Genomic DNA, 4,329 nt, shown 5'->3' with positions numbered 1-4,329 from the left:
GGACACCGCTGCGGGGGACACCACCCGCCCGGGCACCGCTGCAGGGACACCGCTGCGGGGGACACCGCCGCACGCGCACCGCCGCCCGTACCGGAGAATGGGCGGGTGAGCGATGTGAGACATGTGCTGGTGCTGCCCGACCGCGACACGGCACAGGAGGTGGCGGGCGAGCTGTCCGACCGGTTCGGGGTCACCGAGGAGCCGCAGCTCGTGCGCGACGCGCTGGTCGGCGAGGACGACGCCGAGGACGCCCAGTGGCTGGTGGTCGTGGAGGACCCGGACCGACGGCTGGACTCCGCGGCGCTCGATGTGTTCGCCGCGGAGTACGAGGGGTGGCTGGAGGCCCCGTAGAGCCTCGGACCCAGCCCTTCGGGACGATCTGGATGTCCGGGCCGATGGAGATGCTGGAGCCGACGGCGGCGATCCCGCGGGCCGGCACGGTCTGACAGGTGAGGGTGAGGTCTCAGCTGAGGACACCGGCCGATTCCGGCGAGGAATCCGCCGCACGCGGCGCCCGACGCTCCCTTGTCTCCGAGCGGGCGGCCGAACATCTTCACGTACTCCCGGAGGGCGCATTCACGTTCGCGCGGACGCACCGGCCCCGCGGACGGTGGGCAGCCGGTCGAGACGCAGTCCGAAGTGCTCGCGGTAGGCGGCGAGCACCTCGTCGTCGCTTCCCAACGGTGTCTCGTGGCGCTCGGCGCCCACCGTCGTGACGAGCTTCCGGCCGCTGAGCGTGATCCGGCCGGCGGCGGTGAAACGGGAGCAGACCGGGGCCCGGGTGAAGCCGGAGTCGGGTGAGGTCCGGTGGTACCAGGCGCCGGCCCGGAAGTCGGCCAGCGCCCGGGGCCGCGGGTCCAGACGGAACTGCGGCGCACCGTCACGCAGCACCTCGACGTCCCCGTAGTCCTCGCCGCCCCCGGCCGCCTCGACGGGGGCCCGCCTGATCCGGAAGGTGCCGCGTGGGTCCTCCTGGTCCGTGCGGTCGTCGAGCGCGAGCGGATGCTGGGCGTGGTCACCGAAGCCGACGTCCGCCAGCCACGGGCCGGTGCCGTCGTCCGTCCCCACCCGGAGGGCCAGGTGGTCGTAGGGAATGCCGAGCTTCCCGTCGTCGCCGTGGACCCGGGCCTGGAGCAGCGCGACCTCGAAGCCCAGCTCCCGCAGCAACGCGGCGAAGGCCCCGTTGAGTTCGTAGCAGAACCCGCCTCGGCGGCCCGCCACGATCTTGTCGAGAAGTGTCTGCTCCTCCAGCACGATGTCCTCGCCGAGATGGATCGAGAGGTTCTCGAAGGGCACGGCGGTGAGGTGGCGCAGTTGCAGCTCGCGCAGTGCCGCCGCGTCGGGGCGGTCGGGCCTGGTGGCGCCGATGCGGGCCAGGTAGGAGTCGACGGTGTGCGGCAGGTGCGGGTCCATACCGGCAGTCTGTCCCGGGGCGCGGCGGCCCGCCATGAGCCGTCGGTCCTAGGACCGACGGCGGAGGCACGGCGCCGCGCGCGCCCGCCAGGGCCGGCGGGACAGCACCTAACATGCGGGACATGACGAAGCAGGAGCTGGCCCGCAGCTGGGAGCAGCGCAAGCAGGATGTGCTCGATCGCCTGGAGAAGGACGAGGACGCCTGGGTGTCCACCGCCTCGCCGGACGGGGTGCCGACCCTGGTGCCGCTGTCGTTCGTGTGGGACCGGGGGACGCTGCTCATGGCCACCCGGCGCACCAACCCCACCGCGGTCAACGTGACGCCGGCCGGGCACGCCCGGATCGCCGTGGGCCACACCCGTGACGTGGTCCTCATCGAGGCCACGGCCGAGGTGATCGAGGGGGCGGACCTCGCCACTCAGTCGGGCGACGCCTTCGCCTCCAAGCTCAACTGGGACCTGCGGGGCCGTCAGGCCTGGGTGTACCTGCGCTTCACTCCGACCGCGGTCAAGGCGTGGCGGGAGGAGAACGAGCTGGCCGGCCGCGAACTGATGGCCGATGGACGGTGGCTGGACTGAGCGCACGGTCACGACCGGCCCACCGCCCGCAGCCCCGGCCCGGCGCCCGTCACCGCGATCGCACCGTCCCTGTCGGTACGGAGCACCACCGCTCCCCCGGCCCTGAGCACATCGACCGTACGGGCGGCCGGATGCCCGTACGGGTTGTCCCGGCCGACACTGACCAGGGCGAACCTCGGATGCGCAGTCCGCAGCAGGGCGGCGTCCTGATGTGCGGAGCCATGGTGGGCGACCTTGAGCACATCCACGCGCGGGAGCGCCGGGTAGCTGCGCAACAGCCCCTGCTGGGCCGGTGGTTCGAGGTCGCCGGGGAGCAGCAGAGTGAGTCCGCCGGCCCGGACGAACAGGGTGACGCTGGCATCGTTGGGCTCCTGCGGTACGGGACCGGCCACCGGACCGGCCGACGCACCGCCCACCGGCCACAGCACCTGCCAGTCGAGCGCGCCGATCCGTCGCCGCTCACCGGGGACGGCCCGCACCACGGGGATACGCGCCGCCGCGGCCGTTCTCGTCACGAACGCGGCCTGTTCCGGCGGTTCGTCCAGGCTCGTCGTCTGGATCGCGCCCACCGCCCTGCCCCGCAGCACACCGGGCAGGCCCCGGACATGGTCGGCGTGAAAATGGGTCAGCAGCAACAACGGGACGCGGGTGATTCCCAGGTCGCGCAGGCACCGGTCGGCGAGCCGGGGATCCGGGCCGGTGTCGACCACCACACCCGAGCCGGGCCCCGCCGCGAGCACCAGGGCATCGCCCTGACCCACGTCGCACATCGCGAACGCCCAGCCGGGCGGCGGCCATCCGGTCAGCACCCGGGTCAGCGGCACCGGGCGCAACACCGCGAGCACCAGGAGCAGCGCCGCGGCCGAACACACCCAGGGACGGCGCCCGATGCGCCGGGCGGACAGCACCACCAGCCCGGTCAGCACGGCCAGCAGCAGCGCACCCGTCCGGCCGTCGGGCCAGTCGGTCTCCGCACCGGGCAGCGCCGCCCCGGTCCGGGCCACGGAGGCGATCCACCCGGCCGGCCACCCCGCCACCCGGGCCAGCAGTTCGGCCACCGGCATGGCCACCGGGGCCAGGGCCAGCGTGGCGAACCCGAGAACCGTGGCCGGCGCCACCGCGAACTCGGCCAGCAGGTTGCACGGGATCGCCACCAGACTCACCCGGGAGGCGAGCAGCACCACAACGGGCGAGCACACCGCCTGCGCCGCCGCCGCGGCAGCCAGTGCCTCGGCGAGCCGGAACGGCACCCGGCGCCGTTGCAGCGCGCCGCTCCACCGCGGGGCGATGGTCAGAAGCGCGCCGGTGGCCAGGACCGACAGGACGAATCCGTAACTGCGCGCCAGCCAGGGGTCGTAGAGCACCAGCAGCAAAACGGCGGCGGCCAGCGCGGGGATCAGCGTTCTGCGCCGCCCGGTGCCGATGGCGAGCAGCGTGATCAGGCCGCAGGCCGCGGCCCGCAGCACACTCGGTTCGGGCCTGCAGACGAGGACGAAGGCGAGCGTGAGCCCGCCGCCGAGCAGGGCGGTCATCCGCAACGAGATCCCCAGCCCGGGTGCCAGTCCCCGGCGTTCGGCCCGCAGGGCGCTGCCCGGCGGGCCGATCAGCAGGACGAGCAGGATCGCCAGGTTGGCACCCGAGACCGCCATCAGATGGGTGAGGTCGGTCGCCCTGAACGCATCGTGCAGTTCCGGGGTGACCCGGGTGGTGTCGCCGACGACCAGTCCGGGCAGGAGCGCCCGCGCATCGGGGCCGAGCCCCTCGGTCGCGGTGCGCAGCCCGGCGCGCAGCCCGCCCGCCGTGCGCTGGAGAAGCGTGGGCGGGCCGGTGATGCGGGGCGGGCCCTTGCCGTCCGGGCGAAGGACTGCGGCGGCCCGCTCCCCGCCGTGCAGCGGTGGCGCCAGCCGGCCGCCGATCCGTAACCGGGTGGAGGGGAGCAGTCGCTGCCACTGCTCCGCCGCGCCGCCGGGGGTGACGATGACCAGCACCGGCGTACGCAGCCGGACAGCCGTGCCGTCGGGCCTCGCCAGCCGGGTGATCTCGGCATCCAGGAGAAGGGCGACGGGTGTGCTGTGATCGCCGCGTACCCGGGGGAAGGTCTGCCTGGCATCGGAGGTGAGGGTGATCTCTGCGTCGATCCTCGCGAACTGCCGGGCCATCGCCGGCACCGGCCCCTGTCGCGCATCGGCGCTGTGCAGTCCGGCCGACGCCGCCCCGGCCGCGGCGGCGCTGCTCTGTGCCGCGGCCGGGGCGGCGTCGGCCGGACTGCACAGCGCCGATGCGCGACAGGGGCCGGTGCCGGCGATGGCCCGGCAGTTCGCGAGGATCGACGCAGAGA

4 protein-coding genes and 1 pseudogene are annotated in these 4,329 nt (G+C 74.1%); 2 read left to right on the top strand and 3 right to left on the bottom strand.

All coding sequences use genetic code 11. From position 1 onward, the window contains the following. Positions 1-105: 105 nt before the first annotated feature. Entirely contained in the window at positions 106-351 is a 246-nt protein-coding gene (locus J1C73_RS19940; RefSeq protein WP_207317604.1) for a hypothetical protein, read from the top strand. 13 nt (positions 352-364) lie between these two features. On the opposite strand, the pseudogene J1C73_RS36230 reads toward J1C73_RS19940, so the two are convergent. Beyond that, positions 365-463 (bottom strand): annotated as a pseudogene (locus tag J1C73_RS36230) (YceI family protein); the annotation flags it as partial. A gap of 113 nt (positions 464-576) precedes the next feature. Continuing rightward, a complete protein-coding gene (locus tag J1C73_RS19935; protein ID WP_207317603.1) occupies positions 577-1,413 on the bottom strand; it encodes an arylamine N-acetyltransferase family protein in 837 nt (278 codons plus the stop codon). Positions 1,414-1,535: 122 nt separating this feature from the next. Between J1C73_RS19935 and J1C73_RS19930 the strand changes: the two genes are divergently transcribed. After that, positions 1,536-1,991 (top strand): pyridoxamine 5'-phosphate oxidase family protein, encoded by a 456-nt coding sequence (locus J1C73_RS19930; RefSeq protein ID WP_207317602.1) that lies wholly within the window; start codon positions 1,536-1,538, stop codon positions 1,989-1,991. Positions 1,992-1,999: 8 nt separating this feature from the next. On the opposite strand, the gene J1C73_RS19925 is transcribed toward J1C73_RS19930, so the two are convergent. Further along, positions 2,000-4,150 carry a ComEC/Rec2 family competence protein gene (locus J1C73_RS19925; RefSeq protein ID WP_242644431.1) on the bottom strand — a complete coding sequence of 717 codons (2,151 nt, stop codon included), beginning with the start codon at positions 4,148-4,150 and terminating at the stop codon, positions 2,000-2,002. Positions 4,151-4,329 lie beyond the last annotated feature (179 nt).

This window comes from Streptomyces laculatispora (genome assembly GCF_017353455.1).
Taxonomy (GTDB): Bacteria; Actinomycetota; Actinomycetes; order Streptomycetales; family Streptomycetaceae; genus Streptomyces; species Streptomyces laculatispora.
The sequence above is the reverse complement of the archived record's forward strand: the minus strand, read 5'-3'. Positions and strand labels throughout refer to the sequence as shown.